This is a genomic window from Myroides sp. (assembly GCF_032073645.1).
Taxonomy (GTDB): Bacteria; Bacteroidota; Bacteroidia; order Flavobacteriales; family Flavobacteriaceae; genus Flavobacterium; species Flavobacterium odoratimimum.
This window is the reverse complement of record NZ_DAMANB010000007.1, coordinates 1-22,517: the sequence shown is the minus strand read 5'-3', so window position 1 is coordinate 22,517 and position 22,517 is coordinate 1. Positions and strand designations below refer to the sequence as shown.

Sequence of the window (22,517 nt, the reverse complement as noted above, 5' to 3'; positions counted from 1 at the left end):
TAGGTATGAATGTTATTAGAAAATATATACTAGTAGGATTATTAGCATTGTTCTGTAATGAAGTTGTGGTAGCACAACTTCATACAGAGAATGTAAGTGATAAGACAGCATTGACATATAAGGAGTACCTTCATAAGATGTCAATGAATAACTTAGGATATGCCGCTGCAAAGTATAATATCGATATTGCAGAAGCTGAGGTACAAGCAGCTAAGATGTTCCCAGACCCTGAGCTGAGTTTTGGTTGGTTTGATAATCAACAGAAGCGTATGCAGATGGGTTATGGCTTTGAGGCAGAGTTATCATGGGATTTAGAATTAGGTGGTAAGCGCAAGGCAAGAAAGAATTTGGCTGCAGATCAGAAGACATTAGCAGAATTAGAGTTGCAAGAGTTCTTCCAGACTATGCGTGCAGAGTCTACTATCTTATATTTAGAAGCCTTGCAGAATAAGATGTTGTTTGATATACAACGCGACTCTTATGAGTCTATGAAGCAAGTAGCTAAGTCTGATAGTATTCGTTATACATTAGGGCAGATCAGCAAAGTGGATGCTATCCAAAGTAACTTAGAAGCTAAAGGGATGTATAATGAGTTACAAGATGCAGATGACGCTTGGGAGAATAGCTTGATAGAGATCAGAAACGTGATCAGTAAACAGAGAAACGATACGATCTATTTGCCTCAGGGAGACTTCAACAAGTTTGATAGATTATTCTCTTTAGATGACTTGATTGTGACTGCTCAGAACAATAGAGCTGACTTCCTTGTCGCTAGACAGAATAAGGTGGTAGCGAGTAAGCAAGTCTCTTTAGCTAAAGCAGAACGTGCGATAGATTTAGGACTTAACTTTGGGGTAGAGAACAACTCTTTTGTAAAGAATGCTATTGCTCCTACACCTGGTAATACGGTGGTTAAAGCAGGTTTTTCTATTCCGCTGAAGTTCTCTAATAGAAAAGAATCAGGATTAAAAACTGCATTATACGAGGAACGTCAAGCTCATCTAGAATACGACTTTATAGAGCTAGAGTTAGAGAAAGAGATCACTCAAGCATATCGTAACTATCTAACGAAACAAAAGCAGATCAATAGGTTTGAAAAAGGAATGTTAGAAGAGGCTAAACAGGTATACGAAGGGATCAAGTATAGCTATCAAAGAGGAGCGAGTAGTCTATTAGAAGTGTTGGATGCACAACGTACTTATAACGAAACACAACAGGCTTATGCAGAGACGCTATTTGGCTATGCATCTGCTCTAGTGGAGTTAGAGAACGCAGTGGGTATTTGGGATATTGATTTTTAAGAATGAGAGGTATGAAAAACTTATTACTAAGTGTATGCTCTGTGTTAGCAGTATCAGGTACAGCGATAGCACAAGATGTAAATCACGATTTAAAAGGGAATACTACTTTTAGTGTAAAAGGAGGTTGGATACAGTCTACGCTTAAAGGAGATGATCTAGAGTATTTAGCTATAGATGGTAAAGTGAGTAACCGCAATAACTTCTTCGTGGGAGTAAGTGTGGATAACAGTTTAGGAAAATATTTTGGACTGAAACACGAGTTGTTTTATCAACAGTATGGTGGTCGCTTCGATAGAGAGACTGAGGATGGGGTAACAGTAGATGCTAAATTGCAAATGCACAGTCTACGTCTTAATCCAATCAGTGCTGTGTTTAAAATGGGAGGGCTACAAGTATACGCTGGTCCTTATGTGAATATGTTATTATACTCTTCTATCACAGCAGTAGACGAAGAGGGGAATACATATAAAGATCACGGTATTTTCGGTAGTATAGAAGATGATCAAGAAGATGGACAGTATCTACAGAAGATGGACTACGGTATCGTAGTGGGTGCTGAGTACCAGTTTAACTGTGGGTTTTTAGTAGGAGCTAACTACAGTAGAGGATTTGCCAGTATCTTCGATAACTCTAATACATTTGGGTTAGAAGAAAATCTTGGTGTGAAGGATCTGAAGATATATAATCAGAGTTTTAATGTATTCGTAGGATATAGATTCTAATCAAAAGAATACATTGTTTATAAGTGTAAGTGAGAGGCTAGTTGATCATCAACTAGCCTCTTTTTATTTATAGTAGTATCTCTTTAATCTCTGATAGTTTTTTAATAGAAGTAAAGTTCGGATGTACTATTTCGTGATCGACATGCTCGTGTAACCATGTAGTATGGAAAGGGACGTGTACTGCGTGACCTCCTAGTTCTAATACAGGAAGTACATCAGATCTTAAAGAATTACCTATCATAATAAACTCTTCAGCCTTGATATCTAAACGTCCTAATAACTTCTGATAGTCTATTTCTTCTTTATCCGTCATGACTTCTATATGATGGAAGTATGTTCCTAAACCAGATTTGTGTAGTTTGCGGTGTTGGTCTTTTAAGTCACCTTTGGTTGCGACCACTAGTTTATACTTTCCTTGAAGTTCCTTTAGTACTTGCTCTACGTCATCTAATAGCTCCACAGGCTTGGTTAATAAATCCTTTCCTATAGCTATGACTCTACTGATTACTTTTGGGCTTACAGTTCCCTTTGAGATTATGTTAGCTGCTTCTACCATGGATAGGGTAAAGCCTTTTATTCCATATCCGTATAGAGGTAGGTTGTCTATTTGTGTTTTGAATAGTATCTGTGAGATGCTTTGATGTGTTAGGTAATCTTCCATTAAGATACAGAATGCTTTCTCAGCTTCATTAAAGAAAGGTTCATTTACCCATAGGGTATCATCCGCATCGAAAGCAACAACTTTAAATGGTTTTGTCATGTTGTTTATTTTAGTATGTTATGTAAAGGTACGGGATAAAAGGATGAAAATAAGTATACAGAATATAGTAAAGTATAGAATGAATTGTATTTTTTATATATTAAGTTAATATTAATTAAAAATTAAGAAATGAGTATTTTTAGTTAAAATAAACCTGCAAAATGAGTGTTTTTAATCTTTAAAATAGTGTATTTTAAGTTAAATAAATTAATATAATGTCTGTTTTTCGGGCTTAATTTACATTTATTTTAAGTGTTTATCTTGAATAAATATTGTATATGTTTTTTTTGATTCATTTTTTTATATTTTTGGCAATGCTAAAATAATCTTAAAAAGATGTTTATGAAATTAAAACTTTACTTAACGTTTTCTATGCTTGTGTTAACAAGTGTAGTTTTTGCACAAGCAAAAAAGACAATAACTGGAAGTGTAAAAGACACTGACGGTTTACCGTTGATTGGTGCAACTATTGTTCTAGAGGGAACTGACTTCGGAACAAGTGCAGATGATCATGGGATATTTACAATTAATGCTGGCGAAGGCGATGTGTTAGTTGTTTCGTATGTGTTCTATGAAACACAAAGAATTAGATTAACATCAAAGACACATTATGACATAGTATTAAAAGAGGATGGTCAAGTGTTGGAGGATGTAGTTGTTGTAGCTTATGGTACTGCTACTAAAGAATCTGTAACAGGTGCTATCGCAGTTATAGAGAATTCAGAAATTACTAAAAGACCTGGTACCAATGCCTTAGCTGCACTAGAAGGAGCTGCTCCTGGGATTAGAGTAAACAATACATCTGGACAGCCTGGGGCTGAGCCAACTATTCGTATTCGTGGATTTACTTCTGTGAATGGAAGTAATTCTCCATTATTAGTTGTAGATGGTGTTCCTTTTGGTGGAAGCATATCGGATTTAAATCCTAATGATATTGATAGTATGTCTGTTCTTAAAGATGCTTCAGCTTCAACACTTTATGGTAATAGAGCTTCTAATGGAGTTGTTTTAATTACCACTAAGAAAGCCTCTAAAGGGAAGGGATTCTTTGGGGTAAACCTTAAACAAGGTTTGTTTACTAGAGGTATGTCTGAATATGATAAATTAGGAGCAGATGATTATATGGAAACAATGTGGAAAGCTAATAGAAACTCTTTAATAGCAAAAAATGGCTTAGAAGAGGCTAATAGGTTAGCTACAGAAACATTGATTCCAGATTATTTGAAACTTAATATTTATAATTTACCAGCAGATCAATTATTTACTCCAGATGGTAAGTTAGTATCTAATGCGTCTGTTCTATCTGGATATGCATCAGATTTAGATTGGTTTAAAGAGCTTGAAAGAACAGGGATGTATCAAGATTTAAATATGAGTGGGCGTGTGGCAAATGAAAAAGGAGGAGCTTATTTTTCAGGAAGCTTTTTAAATAATGAAAGTTATGTTAAAAATAGCGATTATAAGCGTTTTACTGCTAGAATTAATGCGGATTATAAAGTGAATGATGCTATTAAAGTAGGAGCTAATTTGACGGGATCACATCAAGAATCTCATGGTTTAACAGCTTCTATGGATGATAATACTTCAATTGTAAATCCATTCTATTTTGCACGTAATATTGCTCCAATTTACCCTGTTTATCTTCATGATAAAGTTACAGGTGATTTTGTTTATGATGAATTTGGGCAAAGAATTTATGATAATGGAGAAGGAACACGTGGTCAATTAGAAGGACGCCATACTGTTTTGGAAAATAATAAGAACAATCAGCAATCAATTAAAAATACTGTTAATGGACAGTTCTTTGCAGATTTCAAATTCTTACAAGATTTTACATTCTCTTTAAAAGGAGATATGAGTTTAAGAAATAGTGAAGCTCGTAAATATGATAATGCATTGATAGGTGATGGACAAGGTAGTAATGGACGTTCAAGACGTGATATTTATAGATATAAAACATATACAGCTCAACAGTTATTGAATTGGAATAGAAGTTTTGGTGATCATAATTTTGATGTTTTAGTTGGGCATGAAAACTTTAATAATGATTATAGCTACTTGTATGGTATGAAAACTAATCAAACTTTTGAAGGAATGGATGAGTGGATTAACTTTACAGAGGCAGGTAGTATTTATGATTATACTGTTAAATATAGAACAGAAGGATATTTATCTAGAGCTAAATATAACTATGCTAATAAGTATTTTGCAGAAGCTTCTTTCCGTAGAGATGGATCTTCAAAGTTTCATAAAGATAATAGATGGGGGAACTTTTGGTCTGTTGGAGGTAGTTGGATTATTAGTGCAGAGGATTTCTTCAAAGTGAAGCATATTGATTATTTAAAATTAAGAGCTTCTTATGGAGAGGTTGGAGAAGACGGTGGAGCTGGTACATATGGATATCAATCTTTGTATTCTATTGTGAAAAATGGGGGGAAAGCAGGACTGTATAAATCTCAAAATGGGAATGATAATTTGCAATGGGAGACATCATCATCATTTAATATTGGTTTAGACGGAAGGCTTTTTAATCGAGTTAATTTTACTGTTGAATATTTTGACAAACGTTCTCAAAATTTATTATTTGATTTAAATATGCCTTTATCAAACGGATCAAATACTCCTAGCACTAAAGGGATTTCTTCTATAACAAGTAATGTAGGAAGTATTTCTAATAAAGGATTAGAGTTGTCTTTTGATGTAGATATTATTAAAACAGCAGATTTAAGATGGAATTTCGCTGCAAATGCGACATGGTTAAAAAACAAAATAGCTAAGCTGCCTGAAGAGAATAGAAAGAATGGAATAATTTCAAGTGATTTTAAACGATTGGAAGGTAAGAGCATGTATGAATTCTACTTGTACCAATTTGTGGGTGTTGATCAAATGTATGGTGATGCATTATATGTAATTGATGATGAGAATTTTAACGTAAATGGTTCTGCGCCAGATAAAGATGCTATTGCTGATGAGTTTTTGAGAGAAATTAATGGAGTGACTTATACAACATCTACAACGTATGGAAAAAGAGAATTTGCAGGTTCAGCAATTCCTAAAGTAGATGGAAGCTTTTCAACTTCTTTAAATTATAAAAACTTTTCTCTATCAGCATTGTTTACATATAGCTTAGGATCTAAAGTATATGATTATTCTTATGCAAGTTTAATGTCTGTTGGTAGTAGCCCACATGCGTTACATAAAAATATTTTAGGATCTTGGAACGGTGCACCAGAAGGTATGACAGAAAAATCTGCAAATAGAATTGATCCTAATGGATTACCTGTATTAGATTTTGATAGAAATGTGTATACATCTTCGCGTTCAGATCGTTTTTTACAAAATGGTAATTATTTAGTTTTTAAGAATATTTCTTTAGGATATGATATGCCAAAAGAAGTAACTAAATCTTTAGGAATTAGTAGCTTGTCTTTTACTGGAACAGTTGAAAATGTTGTGACTTTTACAAAGTTAAAAGGGATGAATTCACAGATGAGTTTTGCAGGTCAAGTTATGAACTCATGGGCTCCTCCTCGAACATTTATTTTTGGAGTAAATGTAGGTTTTTAAACTTTTAATTAATTATAGTAAATATTTAGAAAGATGAAAATTAAATATATAAAATACATTTTACTGTCAGCAGTATTAACTTTGGGGTCTTGTAGTGATGATTATTTAGATACATATCCAACAAACTCTACTTCTCCTAATACAGCTTTTAAGACTACTAAAAATGTTGAAATGGCAGTAAATGGTTTAGCAAGAATTATGACAACTCAACATATAGGTGAGCAAGGGTATAATGGAGAAGGTACTATAAAGTTATTTTATGGAGAATATACAGGAAATAATTTTAGGCGTGATCAAACATCAGTGTCTTCTCTAATGAATGGATTACTCTTTGATAATAGTGCAAGTACTTATACTTATTATCCATGGCATTATTATTATTTATTGATTACCAATGCAAATGCTATTATAGCAAATGTTGATGGTGCAGAAGGACCTGTGAATGAAAAGAAGTATTTGAAAGCGCAGGCGCTTACTTATAGAGCATATTCTTATACCATGTTACTTCAATTATATGGAAATCGTTGGCAAGATTCTAATAATGGTGAACATAAATGTTTAATATTGAGATTAACCCCAGACGATCCAAAAGAGATGCCTTTATCTTCGCAAAATGATGTTTACGCACAAGTATATAAGGATTTAGATGAAGCGATTCAGTTGTTTAATGAAAGTAATTATAAAAGAGGGAATACAAATTATTTAATCGATGCAAATGTGTCACATGCTGTTTATGCTAGAGCTGCATTAGTAAAGCAAGATTATAATGTGGCATTAAGAGAAGCTACTTTAGCTAAGAAAGGTTATAAACTGATGAGTGAAGCTGATTATAAAGGAGGTTTTGCTACTCCAACATCTGAATGGATTTGGAGTAGTTATGGAGCTTTAGACGAGACTTTACATTATTATTCATATCAAGCATATATTGCTTATAATAGTTCATCATCTATTGTTCGTACAAGACCAACACGTATAAGTAAGGAATTCTATGAAAGTATTCCAACTACAGATATACGTAGACAATTATTTTTAGACCCAACAGGATATGATGCTGCTACTTATAACGCAACAACAGGAGAGGCAGATGCAAAATCTCTTATTGATGTGGAAACTAGAACAAAGTTTCCAAAGCTACAAACTAATGCTAAGGTAGCTGCATTTATGCAGTTTAAAATAGCTGCAAATGAGATGATAGGTGTTGGACATTTAAATCATTTCCGTTCTTCAGAAATGTATTTTATTGAAGCTGAAGCTTTACATTTTTTAGGCAGAGATGGAGAAGCTTCTAAGTTACTTGAGGAATTAACTAGGAGCACGGGTAGAGATGCTAGTTATACTTGTAATAAAACAGGAAAAGAACTGTTCAATGAAATCGTTAAATATAGAGGTATAGAGTTATGGGGAGAAGGATTTGATTGGTTCGATTATAAAAGATGGAACTTACCGATTTCTCGTAAGACAGTTAAAGAAGGAGGGAATTATAATGTGGCTTCTGGAATAACTATATTACCATCAGCTAACAATAAATGGACTTGGAGAACTCCTCAAAAAGAATCAGATTATAATCCGAACATATAATCATCATTTTATAAAATAGTTAGCTTAAAGGCCATTCAAATTTATGAATGGCCTTTATTGTTTTAAATAATTCAAAATAATAACACTCTCTTAATCTTGGAATTAAGGAGTAAGTTTACTTTTGAATTAGATATTTTAAATGTTAATATTGAAGTTTTTTGTCTATTAAATGCTTGTAAAGTCTCTTAGTTTAATAGATTTGTAGACAGAGACCTTATTAAACAAAACTAATCTTAAATAAATGAAATTTAAAACAACCTTATTTGCAGCAGTAGGCTGTATGTTTTCACTTTCTGCCTTAGCTGGTGAAACATTACCAAAACCAAAGTTAGTAGTAGGCGTAGTGGTAGACCAGATGAGATGGGACTACCTTTATAAATACTACGATCGCTATTCAGATAATGGATTTAAACGCTTATTAAACGAGGGATTTTCAAGTGAGAATACACTTATAGACTATATCCCAACTTATACTGCTATCGGGCATAGTACTATTTATACAGGAAGTGTACCTGCTGTACATGGAATAGCGGGTAATGATTTTATCATTCAAGCAACAGGTGAGAGTATGTACTGTACTCAAGATGATAGTGTAGAAGCAGTAGGAGGTGTAGGTAAAGTAGGAAAACAATCACCTAAGAATTTATTAGTGTCTACTGTGACAGATCAGTTAAAACTAGCTACTAATTTCCAATCAAAAGTAGTAGGTATTGCTATAAAAGACAGAGGAGGAATATTGCCTGCAGGTCATTTTGCTAATGCTGCTTATTGGTTAGATGGAGCTTCTGGTGATTGGATTACAAGTTCTTTTTATATGAATGATTTACCTAAATGGGTAAAGTCATTTAATAAAGAGAAGTTAGCAGATAAATACTTTAAGAAAGGATGGAATACTTTGTATCCTATAGATACGTATGTACTAAGTACTGCTGATGATAATGTATATGAAGAACCTTTTAAAGGTGAAGATAAACCTGTATTTCCACGTGATTTAGTTAAGCTAAAAAAAGACAATGGGTATGACTTAATTAAAGCTACACCATTTGGAAATTCTCTAACTCTTGACTTTGCTAAAGTAGCAATTGATAGTGAAGCATTAGGAGCTAATCCTGCTGGAGTTACAGATTTCTTAGCTGTAAGTTTATCGTCTACGGATTATGTAGGACATCAATTTGCTATTAATTCGATTGAAGTAGAGGATACATATTTAAGACTAGATGCTGATTTAGCTGAGTTCTTAACTTATTTAGATAAGAAAGTTGGTAAAGGAAATTATACTTTCTTTTTAACAGCAGACCACGGAGCAGCACATAATCCTAAGTATTTTGCTGATCAAAAAGGTAACTCAGGTTATTTTAATACAGCTGAAGCAAAAAAAGTATTGAACGAAAAGTTAGAGAAAAAGTTCGGTGAGAAAGAAATCATCAAGAGCTTAACTAACTACCAAGTTCATTTAAACAATGTTTTGGTACAAGAGAAAGACTTAGAAGAAGATGATATTCGCGAGTTTATCGTTAAGGAGCTAAAGAAAATAGAAGGTATTGCTTTTGTAACTGATATGGATAAAGCGGCTACAGCAGCTATTCCTGCTAAGATACGTGAGCGTATAGTTAATGGATATAATATCAAGAGAAGTGGAGTGATTCAGTATATCTTAGAACCACAATGGTATAGTGGAAGAAAAGATGCTAAAGGAACAACTCATGGAACTTGGGGGTCTTATGATGCTCATATACCAGCTGTATTTATGGGATGGGGAGTTAAGCCAGGTAAGACTATCCGCGAGACTCATATGACTGATATAGCACCAACTATTGCAGAGATCTTAAAAATAGAAGCACCTAATGGGAATATAGGTACACCTATTCACGAAGCAGTAGATGTAAAATAAGCATATTATTAGAGTAAATATAGAGGTCAGTTGTGATATTACAACTGACCTTTTTTTGTGTTTATAATTTAGATTGAATTTTAATAAAAGAGTATGAAATTTATTTTATAGCTTTGGAAGATAGACACAAAAACACCGACAAATGAAAAAAAGGTATTTACTGTTCGGTTTTATTTTTTCTGTAAGTGCTTCAATGCATGCACAGTATAAAACTGTTACTACAAAAGATGCTAATGGATTTACTTACGAATACGTAGAGAATGACCCAGCTAAAGCAAGAGTGTATACTTTAGGAAATGGACTAAAAGTATATTTAGCTCAGAACCATGATGAACCACGTATACAGACGTATATTCCTGTTCGTACAGGATCTAATAACGATCCAGAAGATAGTACAGGACTAGCTCACTATTTAGAGCATATGGTGTTTAAAGGAACTTCTAAATTAGGTACTGTAAACTGGGCTAAAGAACAAGAGTTAATTAAGCAAATCTCTGATTTGTATGAACAACATAAAGCTGAAAAAGACGTAGAGAAAAAGAAGGCTATTTATAAAAAAATAGACGAAATCTCTAAAGTTGCTTCTCAGTATGCTGTTGCAAATGAGTATGATAAGGCTGTTGCTTCTATTGGAGCTACAGGGACGAATGCGCATACTTGGTTTGATGAGACAGTTTATAAGAACGTAATTCCTTCTAATGAGTTAGAGAAATTCTTATTGATAGAGAGTGAGCGTTTCTCAGAACTAGTACTGCGTCTATTCCACACAGAGTTAGAAGCAGTATATGAAGAGTTTAATAGAGGACAGGATAATGACTATTGGGCTTCACATGAAGCAATGATGAAGTTATTATTCCCAACTACACACTACGGAACTCAGACTACGATAGGTACTTCAGATCACTTGAAGAATCCTTCTATGGTAGCTATTAATAATTATTTTAACGAGTACTATGTACCAAATAATATAGCTGTTGTATTAGTTGGTGATTTAGAGTTTGAACCTACGATTAAGTTAGTTAATGCTTATTTCGGTTCAATGAAGAAAGGGAATCAACCTAAAGAATATATTGCTCAAGAAGCACCTTTAACTAAGATACAAGTTAAGGACATCTATAGCCCACAAGCTGAGCGTGTAGAAATAGGATTCCGTTTAGGGGGAGTTAAGACGAAAGATGCTATTTATCTTAACTTAATCGATATGTTGTTAAGCAATGGTCAGGCAGGTATTATAGATTTAGATGTAAATCAGCAACAAAAAGCATTGTATGCGTCTAGTTCACCTATGGTGATGAAGGACTACTCTGTACACCAATTGACAGGTATGCCTAATGAAGGACAGACTGTAGAAGAAGTTAAGGATTTATTATTAGCTCAGATAGAGAAGCTTAAAAAAGGAGAGTTTGATGAGTGGTTGTTAAACGCAGTTGTCAATGAATTCCGTAAGAACTCTATGGAGGCTTTAGAAAGTAATGATGCAATGGCTACAGAAATGTACCAAGCATTTATTCATGGGCGTACGTGGGAACAAGCTGTTTCTGATTTAGAGCGTATGTCTAAGGTGACTAAACAAGAGTTAATCGACTTCGTGAACGCAAATTATAAAGACAACTATGTTGTTATCTATAAACGTCAAGGAGAGAATAAAGACTTAGTACGTGTAGAAAACCCAGGTATTACACCTATTGATATCAATAGAGATAGTGAATCAGAATTCTATAAACGTCTAAAAGGAATAGAAGTTAAAGAAATAGCTCCTGTATTTGTTGACTTCAATAGTGCGATTCAAAAAGAAAAGATTGGTAAAACGAATAGTCAATTATATTCTATTAAGAATACTACAAATGATCTAGCAACTGTAACTTATATTACAGAAGTAGGTTCTGATAATGATAATAAGTTATCATTAGCTATTGGGTACTTAGATTATTTAGGTACTAGTAAGTATTCTGCTGCTGATATTAAGAAAGAGTTCTATAAGTTAGGTATTTCTTATGGTATTAGTACAGGTACAGATAAGACTTATATCACTGTAAAAGGATTGAAAGAAAACATCCCTGCAGGTATCAAATTATTAGAGCATTTAGTAACTGATGCTAAGGCAGATGATACTGCTTATGCTAATATGGTTGATCAGATCTTAAAAGGACGTTTAGATGCTAAATCAAGCAAAGGGGGAATCCAAAGAGCATTGAATAGCTATATCGTTTCTAATGGAGAGTTAAGCCGTTTTAAAGATATCTTAAGTGAGAATGAATTAAAGACTATTAAACCAACAGAATTAGTTGGATTAATTCATAACTTCTTCGATTACAATAATGATGTTTTCTACTATGGTAATGATAAGGAAACAGCGAAGAAAGCGATTGTAGAGCACCATAACTTAGGAAAAGGCAAGAAAATACCTGCTGCTAAAGTATATCCAGAACCAGCTACTGACGGGACATTGTACTTTGCTCCTTATGATATGGTTCAAGCAGAGATTACGTATAGAGCAAGAGAAGGTAAGTTTAATAAAGACTTATTAGCGACTAGCTCTGTATTTAATAACTACTTTGGAGGAGGAATGGCTTCTGTGGTATTCCAAGAAATTCGTGAGTCTAAATCATTAGCATATTCAGCTTATGCATACTATATGAATGCTGCAAAAGCTGACAAACACAACTATGTAATGGCTTATGTAGGTACACAAGCGAATAAATTACCACAAGCAGTAGAAGCAATGATGGAATTAATGAATGCTATGCCTCAAGGAGAAAGCCAATTCCAAAATGCTAAAAATACTGTTCTTAAGAATATCGCTACACAACGTTATACTAAAGCACAGATATTCTCTTACTGGTTAAGCTTAAAAGAGAAAGGTATTGACTATGATATTAATAAAGATATCTACTCTCAAGTACAGAATATGCAGATGACTGATCTAGTTAACTACTTCGATAAATACGTAAAAGGAAAAACTTTCAACGTAGGATTATTAGGTAAGAAAGAGAACTTAGACTGGGAAGCTGTGAAGAAAATGGGTAAAGTAAAAGAACTTAGCCTAGAAGACTTATTCGGTTATTAATAGTAAGTTTTAAATTATATACTAAAGGAGCTTTGCACTATATGCAAAGCTCCTTTTTCTTTTATTATAGAGAGAATTAGCTATGTATAGTAACTTATTATATCAGAATAAGATTAATGGCTGTAAATGTCTCTATTTAAGTTTTGATGATAGACTATATAGAAACGCCTGATATTAATACAATATCAAGCGTTATAAGTTTACGTTAAGCTTCAGCTGAATCTAAAAGTTCAATGTATTCTAAACCTTGTTTGATAGACTTTACATTTTTGAATGTTAGCAATAATCTCAGTCCATTCTTTGTCTGCTTCTCTTTCATCTCACAGATATTAGAACGGTGTTGTATGAAGATTAATACCTTTCTAAACTTAGCAGATTGATAGAAGTCTGACTGTTGATCCCCTAAGAAGTAACAAATCATCTTTCCTTGTTTCATCACGATCTTTTCTATTCCCATATTAGCAGCATGCCATTTGATGCGCAAGCTATTTAATAAAGCAATAGCCTGACGTGGCAGTGCACCGAATCGGTCTATTAATCGTTGTTCATACTGTTGTAATACCTCTTCATTCGTTATTAAGCTCAGTTCGTTATACAAGTTTAGACGCTCTGTGATATTATTAATATACTCATCAGGGAACAATATCTCGAAGTCAGTATCTATCTGAGTATCTTTTACGAATACCTTGTTCTCTTCTTTATTCTCTTCTTCGTATAGGTCTTTAAACTCGTTTGCCTTAAGCTCTTCGATAGCCTCTTGCATGATCTTTTGATACGTTTCGAATCCTATTTCATTGATGAAACCACTTTGTTCACCTCCTAATATATCACCAGCACCTCTGATCTCTAAGTCTTTCATAGCGATGTTTAGACCGCTACCCAGGTCACTAAACTGCTCTAGTGCCTGTATTCTCTTTCTCGCTTCTTCTGTCATAGCAGAATAAGGAGGACAGATGAAGTAACAGAACGCTTTTTTATTACTTCGTCCTACACGACCTCTCATCTGATGTAAGTCAGATAGCCCGAAGTTGTTTGCATTATTAATCAGTATTGTATTGGCATTAGGTACATCTAGTCCACTCTCGATAATGGTAGTAGCAACGAGTACATCGAACTCCCCATTCATAAACGCGAGCATTAGTTCTTCTAACTTTTTACCATCCATCTGACCATGGCCGATACCTACTTTAGCATCAGGTACGAGACGTTGTATCATACCCGCTACTTCTCTAATATTCTCTATACGATTATTGATGAAGTACACTTGACCACCTCTTTCTATTTCATAAGACACAGCATCTCTAATCACCTCTTCATTAAATCCTACTACATTTGTTTCGATAGGATATCTATTCGGTGGAGGAGTGCTTATCACAGATAAGTCACGTGCAGCCATCAGAGAGAACTGTAGTGTACGCGGGATAGGTGTGGCAGTAAGTGTAAGTGTATCTACATTCTCTGATATCGTCTTCAACTTATCTTTTACAGCTACTCCGAATTTTTGTTCTTCATCTATAATTAACAATCCTAGATCTTTAAACACAATGCCTTTATTCACTAACTGATGTGTACCGATAAGGATGTCTATCTTACCAGCTTCTAGGTCTTTTAGTATTTCTGCTTTTTGTTTAGCAGTTCTAAATCTATTGATATAAGACACACATACAGGCATATCCTTCAGACGCTCTGTGAATGTCTGATAATGCTGAAACGCTAGGATAGTCGTAGGGACTAGTATTGCGACTTGTTTGCCATTATCAACCATTTTAAAGGCTGCTCTAATAGCTACTTCAGTTTTCCCAAAACCTACATCCCCACAGACCAATCGATCCATTGGTCTTTCTTGTTCCATGTCCGCCTTTACCTCTTGTGTCGCTTTTAGCTGATCAGGAGTGTCTTCGTAGATAAACGAACTCTCTAGCTCATGCTGTAAATAGCTATCAGGAGCACATTGGAATCCTTTCTGCAAACGGCGTTTTGCATATAGTTGAATAAGGTTAAAGGCAATGTGCTTAACACGAGCCTTTGTTTTATTCTTCAAGGTTTTCCATGCAGCCGAACCTAATTTATGGATCTTAGGTACAGTCCCATCTTTACCATTGTATTTTGATATTTTGTGTAGAGAGTGAATACTTACATAGACGATATCATTATCAGCGTATACTAGCTTGATAGCCTCTTGTGTTTTTCCTTCTACTTGTATTTTTTGTAACCCTCCGAACTTACCGATACCATGATCTATATGCGTTACATAATCACCTACCGAAAGAGAGTTTAGCTCTTTTAGTGTGATCGTTTGCTTTTTAGTATACCCATTCTTGATACTAAACTTGTGATAGCGTTCGAAGATTTGGTGGTCAGTATAGCAGACGATTTGCTTTTCTTCATCGATAAATCCTTCGAAGATCGGCATCACGATTGTCTTGAATGATTGTACTACTTTGTGATTATCATCTTCTTTAAGAGACTCAAATATATCTTTGAAGCGCTTAGCCTGATTCTCATTAGAGCAGAATAGGTAGTTATAGAACCCATTGTCTGTATTGTCATTTAGGTTACGAGCCAGTAAGTCAAACTGTTTGTTAAACGAAGGCTGAGGTTTGATGTGAAACTCAACGGTCTTATTGACATCCATCAGTTTGGTATCATTCAGCTCCAGTAGCGTAAATAGCTCTAGCTTATGTAAGAAAGATTGTCCGTCTAAGAACATATCTTTTGGTTCCTTGTGCTTTAAATCTTTATTAAGTTTAGAGAAGGTATCTACAGCTCTATCGAACTGACGGTCTAGCTGTTCTACTGTCATAGCAGTATGCTGCGTTAGTATAACAGTCTTCTCAGAGATATAATCTAAGAAGCTCTCTCTTACCTCTGCAGAGAACTTGTTCTCTACGTTAGGAATGATAGTGATTTTCTTCTGTTTATCTACAGATAACTGCGTTTCTACGTCGAAGGTACGGATACTATCTATTTCGTCTCCGAAGAACTCTATACGGTACGGATTGTCGTTAGAGAAAGAGAATACGTCTATAATCCCTCCTCTTACAGAGAACTCTCCCGGCTCAGCTACGAAATCAACTCGTTTAAAATTGTATTCAAACAATACCTCATTGATGTAGTCTATAGAGAGTTTATCACCTTGATGTACTTTAAGTGTATTCTTTTCTAATACCTTTTTAGTAACCACTTTTTCGAATATAGCCTCTGTATACGAAACAATGATAGCAGGCTTTTTACGAGAACTAATTCTATTCAATACCTCTGCACGTAGTAGTACATTAGCATTATCTGTTTCTTCTATCTGATACGGTCTTCTATAAGAACCTGGGTAGAAGAGAACATCGGTTTTATTGACTAGTGTCTCTAGATCATTTAGGTAATAAGCAGCCTCTTCTTTATCATTGAATATTAATAAAAAAGGAGCATCAGCTTCTCGGAATAAGGCTTCTATCTGAAATGAGATAGCCGAACCTAGTAATCCTTTTAGATATATTTTATTACCTCTAGACTGTAGGTCTTGGAGGAGTTGTTTTGTTTTTGAAGACTCTTGAAAGCGTTGTTTAATATCCATGCTCTATTCGTTTTCTGGTGTTGGGTTAGCCCTTCTTTCTTCGTTAATAGCCTCTAGCATCTCAGCTTCACCTTCTTCTTGCGGTAACTTTGCTTTGACAATATTTTCATCCATCTGAGCTAGAAGTAGTCTTAGCGCAGTGTTGGTATGCTTTAGATTTTGATCTAACTTTTCTATACTTATCGGAGTCACTTCTAAGAACATATTTAAGTTGTTTAGAGAAGTTTGTAGAAGTGCCATTCTAGCTTTGATGTCTGGCAAGTCTAGCTCCTTAGGATATTGTTGGTAAGTAAGGCTTTGTAGTAATTCTGTTATTCTATTAGCACTCTTCTGAAAAGCCCCTATAGTAGACACAGGTTTTAACTTTACCTCTTGTGCAAACTCTTGCCAAGGTTTCCAATCTTTTAGGATAACGTCTAATTCTGCTGAAGCAGCCGGAACACGTAGATTCCAGTTCTTCGTTAGATAGTCATACACACTGTCATTGTGTTGTGCTATTTTTAATTCTTGTTCTTTCGCGAACTTCTCTTCGTCTTTACACGAGAATGATACGATAGATACCAAGAATAAAAGAGGTAAAAGTATATATAAATTGCTTTTCATTGTTCTTATGATTTAGAGGTCAAATTTACAAAGTTCTGTGCTATTTTATACCACATAGATTGTCAGATTGTTATATAAGTTATAAAGTTATAGGAATCTTGGTGGTGAAAATTGATTTGTAATAGGACTTAAACTATATTTGTGTACTTTTTAAATACACAAACAATGGGAACCAAAATTCTTATAATCGGAGCTTGCGGACAGATAGGTTCTGAGCTAACGCTTAAATTAAGAGATGTTTATGGAAGTGAGAATGTGATCGCTTCTGATATTAGAGAAGGAAATGAAGCTCTTATGAGTTCGGGACCTTTCGAGACATTAAATGCTATGGAGTTTGACGCTGTTGCGGCAGTGATAGAAAAACATCAAGTAGAGGAAGTATATTTAATGGCTGCATTGTTATCAGCGACTGCAGAGAAAAACCCAGCTTTTGCTTGGGACTTAAATATGAACTCGTTGTTCCACGTATTAAACCTTGCTAAAGAAGGTAAAATTAAAAAGATATTCTGGCCATCATCAATAGCTGTTTTTGGACCTACTACACCTAGACATAACACACCTCAGTACACTGTGATGGAGCCAAGTACAGTATATGGTATTTCTAAGCAGACAGGAGAGCGCTGGTGTGAGTACTACTATAACAAATTTGGAGTAGACGTACGCAGTATCCGTTACCCTGGGTTAATCTCTTGGACTACACCTCCAGGTGGTGGTACTACAGATTACGCAGTAGATATTTTCTATAAGGCTATCGAGGATAAGCACTATGATTGTTTCTTATCTGAGGGGTCAGCTCTTCCGATGATGTATATGGAAGATGCGCTGAATGCGACTGTAGGTATTATGCAAGCGAAGAAAGAAGATGTGAAGATTCGCTCTTCTTATAACTTAGGTGGTATCTCATTCACGCCAGAAGAGATAGCAGCTGAGATTGCGAAGCATATCCCTGACTTTACGATAGAGTATAATCCAGACTTTAGACAGGCTATCGCTGACAGCTGGCCAGCTAGTATAGATGATACTTCTGCACAGCAAGACTGGGGATGGAATCATAAGTATGACTTATCTTCTATGACAGAAGTAATGTTAGAAAACTTGACAAGAGAATTAAAGAAATAGAACTTTAAATATTCTGAAGAGCCAGCTTATAGCTGGTTTTTTTTGTACTTTAGCTTTTAGTATAGAAAGAAAAGTTCTTTGTGATATATAACTAAACTACATAATAATAAAATGATTCTTTATGTTTGGCAGTTTTTCTTACTTTCACTTATTGGGCTAATAATTTATAGCTTGTATAAAGTAGGAAGATCAACGTTAGAATATAATTATAAGGTGATATGGTGCCTCATCATTATATTCGCTCCAGTATTAGGCGCTATAGCCTATCTGTTAGTAGGGAATAGAGATAAAAAAGTAAGCCAGCTATAAGCTGGCTTTTTTATTTGCGTAGTTTTTTAAAGACTAGTTTATACAGTGGTACTACTACGATGACTAGCGATATTATAGCTAATGCTAGGATAACGCTACTACTGATAGCTGTCATAGAACGAAGTACTATAGTGATTATAAAAAGGAAAGCCCCTAAGAGCAATAACTTTACATTTTTATCCATCTTTGTTTTTTTTGACAAAAGTAAAACTTTAGTTTAACTTATTAAATAGATAGATCACTAATGGGCTAACAATCATAACAAAAGATATCAGAAGCACAAAGTAAGCTAACTGCGCGCCTATTATATTTAAGTAAAATAAGATAAATGACAGGGCAAATAATGCGATGCCGATTAGAAAAATTAGTTGATTTCTACTCATAGTCATTTCATTTTAGGATGATACTAATTTAGCTATTTTAACTGAGTTCTCAAATTTTATCTCGTTGCTTAAGGAGGTTTGTAAAACAATTATTAATTTTAGAGAAAATGTAAACATTCAAACTATGGACAAAGTAGTAACAGATATTTTAGACAATGCCAATAGTGCATTTCTAAATTGGAAGAAACTTAAAGTGAGAGATAGAGTAGCTTATCTTCAGAAAGTTAAGCAGAACCTACTTACTAATGTAGAGGAGTATGGAAAATGTATGACATTGGATATGCATAAGCCTATTAAGCAAGCTGTAGCTGAAGCAGAGAAGAGTGCGAGGTTAATAGATTATTATATAGAGCATGGAGAAGAGATTCTAAAAGGGAGAACTATACAGACAGATTGGACAGAGACGTATACGGTGAATGATCCTTTAGGTGTCATTCTAGGAGTTATGCCGTGGAACTTCCCTTTCTGGCAAGTGTTTAGATTTGCTATCCCGACTTTATTAGCAGGTAATACGGTAGTAGTGAAGCATGCGAGTAATGTACCTCTTAGTGCGAAGGCATTAGAAGACTGCTTTAGAGTAGAGGGGTATGAGCAAGTGTACTTTAATGTAACTGTAGCAGGTAGAGAAGTAGATGCGATCATCGAGTCTCCTATCATCAAGGGAGTATCTCTTACAGGGAGTGAGGCAGCAGGTAGCTCTGTAGGGAAGAAAGCAGGAGAATTGATTAAGCCTACAGTGTTAGAACTAGGAGGGAGTAATGCCTTTATCGTAAGAGAAGATGTGGATATAGACGCTCTTATCCCCACAGCTATCAATGCTAGATTTCAGAATACTGGGCAGAGCTGTATAGCAGGAAAGCGATTTTTAATCCACAATGCTATTATTAAAGAATTTACAGATAAGTTTGTAGCCGCAGTCAGAGAGATCAGATTCGGTGACTTAATGGATCATAATACAGGTATCGGATTGATGGCTAGAGAAGATTTAGCGATAGAACTAGAGACGATTATGAATGATTCTGTACAGATGGGAGCGAAGATCGCAGTGGGAGGTAAACGCGATGGAGCGAAGTTCGAGCCAACTGTGATCACAGATGTCACACCAGATATGCCTGCATTTAAGCTAGAGACTTTTGGCCCGCTAGCGGTTATCGTTGGCTATGATACATTCGATGAAGCGATAGAGATGAGCAACGATTCTCGCTTCGGATTAGGTGTGGCGATGTTTAGTAAAGATGTCGAATTCTTAAAATCTAAGGTTCACGAGTTCGACGAAGGAGCTGTATTTATAAACGAGATGGTAATCTCTGATCCTAGAGTACCATTCGGAGGGAATAAGTTCTCTGGAATAGGAAGAGAAATGGCAGAAGAAGGATTATTATCATTCGTAAATAAGAAGTCAGTGGTAATTAAATAAGGCGGTTTTTATACATATATTGTCGTGTTATGCTAGATAAATTTATTGATTTTTGGACTACAATACACTTTGTAGACATTATTGAGTTCTTTGGGACTTGTGCATTTGCTATTTCGGGTATCCGCATGGCCTCAGCGAAGAGCCTTGATTGGTTCGGTGCATTAGTAGTAGGATTTGTCACTGCTACAGGAGGGGGGACTCTGCGTGACTTACTATTAGGAGTTACGCCTTTCTGGATGTTAAATAGTGTGTATGTGTGGTGTACGGTAATAGCATTATTCTTCGTGGTACTCTTTAGAAAACAATTAGTGCATCTAAACAGTACCTTCTTATGGTTTGACAGTATAGGTCTAGGTTTATTTGTTGTGGTAGGTACAGAGAAGACCATGTCTCTAGGCTACCCATTTTGGGTAGTAGTGATCATGGCGACTATCACTGGGATAGTAGGAGGTATCGTTAGGGATATAATGATTAACGAGATTCCTGCTATTTTTAAACAGGAGTGGTATGCGCTGACCTGTATATTCGGTGTGATGATATACTATCTACTTGATTATTTCAGTGTAGGTATAATTTTTACACAAATATTCTGTGCGGCTTCCGTTTTTGTAATTCGCTTGATAGCAAATCGTTATAAACTGGGGCTTCCGACCTTAAAAAGTGAAGAATAAAAAAGTTTTAATTTTTTAAATTAAATATTTGCAGATACTAAAAATCGTTATATATTTGCACCGCAATAAAGGTAAAATATAACCTTCCTCCTTAGCTCAGTTGGTTAGAGCATCTGACTGTTAATCAGAGGGTCCTTGGTTCGAGCCCAAGAGGGGGAGCAAAACAAAAGCCAGTCTTATGACTGGCTTTTTTATTTGGTGTACTATTGACATCACTTCTCTATCGTTATTACTGTAGTACATACTCTCTTTATATTTTGACTTCTGTGATGTATTGTGCGCAGGTATGATTGTTTCCTATATATCGGATATAGAATATATCATCTATAGGCTTGAAAAAGACATACCATTGAGTATTGTTATTCCTTTTAAAAACAACATAAACTAAATCTTTTCCGTATTGATCAAAATGAGGAGGAGCGGGTTTATATGGTTTTACACTTATTTCTTTTTCTATTGTGTCGATGATCTAGCTAACATAATCGTATGCTGTCGATTTCGAACTAAGATATTTATTTTCGTATAAGATAGTAACGAGTTTGTTTAAGTAAATTTCTATCTCTGAATCATAAACTATTCTTATCATAGGGGTCAGTAGTTACTAGTCTTCTATTTTTCAAAAAGTGTATCAATGTGTTTAAAGACAGGTTTTTTTAACTCATCTCCTATGACCCCTTGTTCTGCAGCATCATCAAGGAATGCTCTATCAGATACAACTAGATGTATGAACTTATCTCCGCGTTTAACAACTACTTTTTCAGTCTCTGCTAACTCTAAGTGTTTTTTCTGTTCATTTTGTAAATCAGTTGGACTAATAACTATCATAGCTTAAAGGGTTTAAGTTTAGTATAAATGTACGAAATTATGGATAGGTAGCGTGTTATTATCTATCAGTATGATTTAATTATAGCAGATATATTATTGTTTGTAGTATATTATTAGTCTGTGTTTTTAAGAGCTATCTTTTTATTTTGTTTTACTATTTTTTTAGTGAATATCTAAAGAGCCACTCTTAGTATATTTGTTGTTTATACTTTTTAGGTAGTTACCCTATCATTTATTTACAGTAGTTAGATAGAAGTGTAGAGGCTATTTTTAATAATAATATCAAGTAACCTCGTTAATGAATAATCGTTAAGCAGGTTGAATAGAACCTTTTTCTGTTTGTGATTAAAAAAAAATAAAAAATATTTATTTTTCTTCTATCTCATAATCAGATAGTTTTAATTCAAGCTTTATTTTTTTTGACACAAAATGCTCAAAAAGCCTATAAACAGTGAGGTATTTGATTAAAAATGTATATATTTGCAATGCAATAAAGGTAGAATATAACCTTCCTCCTTAGCTCAGTTGGTTAGAGCATCTGACTGTTAATCAGAGGGTCCTTGGTTCGAGCCCAAGAGGGGGAGCAAAACAAAAGCCAGTCTTATGACTGGCTTTTTTATTTGATATCTATTCCATTCTTGTCTTTAAGGGGGGTGATTATCGGATCAGTGACAAAAGTTGGGGGACTAGGCAAAAAGTCTAGTTAATCTAAAAAGGAAAAACTTCTTATCTCTAA

15 protein-coding genes and 2 tRNA genes are annotated in these 22,517 nt (G+C 34.7%); 12 read left to right on the top strand and 5 right to left on the bottom strand.

Annotated elements, in window-relative coordinates; genetic code table 11:
* Positions 1–5: 5 nt before the first annotated feature.
* Positions 6–1,301: a TolC family protein gene (locus RT228_RS07095; protein WP_313138553.1), complete on the top strand. Its 1,296-nt coding sequence runs from the start codon at positions 6–8 to the stop codon at positions 1,299–1,301.
* Positions 1,302–1,312: 11 nt separating this feature from the next.
* Entirely contained in the window at positions 1,313–2,023 is a 711-nt protein-coding gene (locus tag RT228_RS07090) for a porin family protein (protein ID WP_313138552.1), read from the top strand.
* Positions 2,024–2,090: 67 nt separating this feature from the next.
* Here RT228_RS07090 and RT228_RS07085 read toward each other — a convergent pair whose 3' ends face one another.
* The gene (locus RT228_RS07085) at positions 2,091–2,783 is read right to left on the bottom strand and encodes an HAD family hydrolase (protein ID WP_313138551.1); all 693 of its coding nucleotides are present in this window, start codon (positions 2,781–2,783) and stop codon (positions 2,091–2,093) included.
* Between the two features lie 342 nt (positions 2,784–3,125).
* Here RT228_RS07085 and RT228_RS07080 point away from each other — a divergent pair, with 342 nt between their 5' ends.
* From RT228_RS07080 to RT228_RS07065, 4 genes are all read left to right on the top strand, one after another.
* Positions 3,126–6,350, top strand: coding sequence for a SusC/RagA family TonB-linked outer membrane protein (locus RT228_RS07080; protein WP_006257803.1), 3,225 nt, complete (start codon positions 3,126–3,128; stop codon positions 6,348–6,350).
* Between the two features lie 33 nt (positions 6,351–6,383).
* On the top strand, positions 6,384–7,928 hold the full coding sequence (locus RT228_RS07075; RefSeq protein WP_006257802.1) for a RagB/SusD family nutrient uptake outer membrane protein: 1,545 nt from the start codon (positions 6,384–6,386) through the stop codon (positions 7,926–7,928).
* Positions 7,929–8,169: 241 nt separating this feature from the next.
* On the top strand, positions 8,170–9,819 hold the full coding sequence (pafA, locus tag RT228_RS07070; protein ID WP_071307066.1) for an alkaline phosphatase PafA: 1,650 nt from the start codon (positions 8,170–8,172) through the stop codon (positions 9,817–9,819).
* A 142-nt stretch (positions 9,820–9,961) separates the two neighbouring features.
* Positions 9,962–12,886 carry a M16 family metallopeptidase gene (locus tag RT228_RS07065; protein ID WP_313138550.1) on the top strand — a complete coding sequence of 975 codons (2,925 nt, stop codon included), beginning with the start codon at positions 9,962–9,964 and terminating at the stop codon, positions 12,884–12,886.
* A gap of 205 nt (positions 12,887–13,091) precedes the next feature.
* On the opposite strand, the gene mfd is transcribed toward RT228_RS07065, so the two are convergent.
* Positions 13,092–16,454, bottom strand: a complete 3,363-nt coding sequence (gene mfd, locus RT228_RS07060) for a transcription-repair coupling factor (protein WP_253112473.1) — start codon at positions 16,452–16,454, stop codon at positions 13,092–13,094.
* A gap of 3 nt (positions 16,455–16,457) precedes the next feature.
* A complete protein-coding gene (locus tag RT228_RS07055) occupies positions 16,458–17,057 on the bottom strand; it encodes a hypothetical protein (protein ID WP_025124379.1) in 600 nt (199 codons plus the stop codon).
* Positions 17,058–17,222: 165 nt separating this feature from the next.
* Between RT228_RS07055 and RT228_RS07050 the strand changes: the two genes are divergently transcribed.
* The gene (locus tag RT228_RS07050; RefSeq protein WP_253112470.1) at positions 17,223–18,176 is read left to right on the top strand and encodes an NAD-dependent epimerase/dehydratase family protein; all 954 of its coding nucleotides are present in this window, start codon (positions 17,223–17,225) and stop codon (positions 18,174–18,176) included.
* Positions 18,177–18,287: 111 nt separating this feature from the next.
* Positions 18,288–18,485: a PLDc N-terminal domain-containing protein gene (locus RT228_RS07045; RefSeq protein WP_006257796.1), complete on the top strand. Its 198-nt coding sequence runs from the start codon at positions 18,288–18,290 to the stop codon at positions 18,483–18,485.
* A gap of 10 nt (positions 18,486–18,495) precedes the next feature.
* Here the strand turns inward: RT228_RS07045 and RT228_RS07040 are convergent, their stop codons facing one another.
* Entirely contained in the window at positions 18,496–18,669 is a 174-nt protein-coding gene (locus RT228_RS07040) for a hypothetical protein (protein ID WP_006257795.1), read from the bottom strand.
* Between the two features lie 323 nt (positions 18,670–18,992).
* On the opposite strand from RT228_RS07040, the gene RT228_RS07035 reads away from it, so the two are divergent.
* The 3 genes from RT228_RS07035 (at position 18,993) to RT228_RS07025 (ending at position 21,115) form a co-directional block, all read left to right on the top strand.
* On the top strand, positions 18,993–20,285 hold the full coding sequence (locus tag RT228_RS07035) for an aldehyde dehydrogenase family protein (protein ID WP_253112465.1): 1,293 nt from the start codon (positions 18,993–18,995) through the stop codon (positions 20,283–20,285).
* 29 nt (positions 20,286–20,314) lie between these two features.
* Entirely contained in the window at positions 20,315–20,956 is a 642-nt protein-coding gene (locus RT228_RS07030; RefSeq protein WP_006257792.1) for a trimeric intracellular cation channel family protein, read from the top strand.
* 85 nt (positions 20,957–21,041) lie between these two features.
* Positions 21,042–21,115 (top strand) — tRNA-Asn (locus RT228_RS07025).
* Positions 21,116–21,565: 450 nt separating this feature from the next.
* Here the strand turns inward: RT228_RS07025 and RT228_RS07020 are convergent.
* Positions 21,566–21,781, bottom strand: a complete 216-nt coding sequence (locus RT228_RS07020) for a hypothetical protein (protein WP_253112462.1) — start codon at positions 21,779–21,781, stop codon at positions 21,566–21,568.
* A 510-nt stretch (positions 21,782–22,291) separates the two neighbouring features.
* On the opposite strand from RT228_RS07020, the gene RT228_RS07015 reads away from it, so the two are divergent.
* A tRNA-Asn gene (locus RT228_RS07015) sits at positions 22,292–22,365 on the top strand.
* Positions 22,366–22,517 lie beyond the last annotated feature (152 nt).